The organism is Methylobacterium sp. 001424705, assembly GCF_059816145.1.
Map to the genome: position 1 here is coordinate 1 of NZ_JCBANU010000087.1, position 736 is coordinate 736.

Consider the following 736-nt stretch of genomic DNA (forward strand, 5'->3'; position numbering starts at 1 on the left):
CCTCTACGCGCTCCGAGCGACGATCCCGCACCTGACCCGCTCGTCGCTGCATCGCTGCCTGCAGCGCCATGGGATCAGCCGATTGCCGGAGGTCGACGGCGACAAACCCAAGCGGTCGCGCTTCAAGGCCTATCCGCTCGGCGACTTCCACATCGATCTGGCCGAGGTCCAAGCGGCGGAAGGACGGCTCTACCTGCTCGTCGCCATCGATCGTACGACCAAGTTCGCCTTTGTCGAGTTGCACGAGAAGGCGACGCGGCGAGTTGCCGGCGACTTCCTACGGTATCTCATCGAGGCGGTGCCCTACAAGGTGCACACGGTGCTCACCGACAACGGCACTCACTTCACCACGCCGGGCAACGTCGCTTCACTTGCCTCCATCATCAGGGAAGCGATTGCAGCCGGCGAGACATTCCGGGCCCACAGCTTCGAGTCCGCCTGCGCCCGAAACGATATCGATCATCGCCTGACAAAGCCGCGTCACCCCTGGACCAACGGTCAGGTCAAGCGGATGAACCGCACAATCAAGGACGCCACGGTCAAACGCCACCACGACGACAGCCACGAGCAGCTCGGCGCTCACCTCGCTGATTTCGTCAGCGCCTACAACTTTGGCCGACGCCTGAAGACCCTGCGCGGTCTCACGCCCTACGAGGCCATCTGCAAGGCATGGTCCGGCGAGCCCGGACGCTTCAGATCAAACCCGCTCCACCAAATGCCGGGACCAAACAGCTAG

1 protein-coding gene is annotated in these 736 nt (G+C 63.3%); it reads left to right on the forward strand.

Annotated features, from left to right (window positions below; translation table 11 throughout):
* The coding region (locus tag AC6EUL_RS22870) for an integrase core domain-containing protein (RefSeq protein ID WP_499872908.1) at positions 1–736 on the forward strand (736 nt) is incomplete at its 5' end.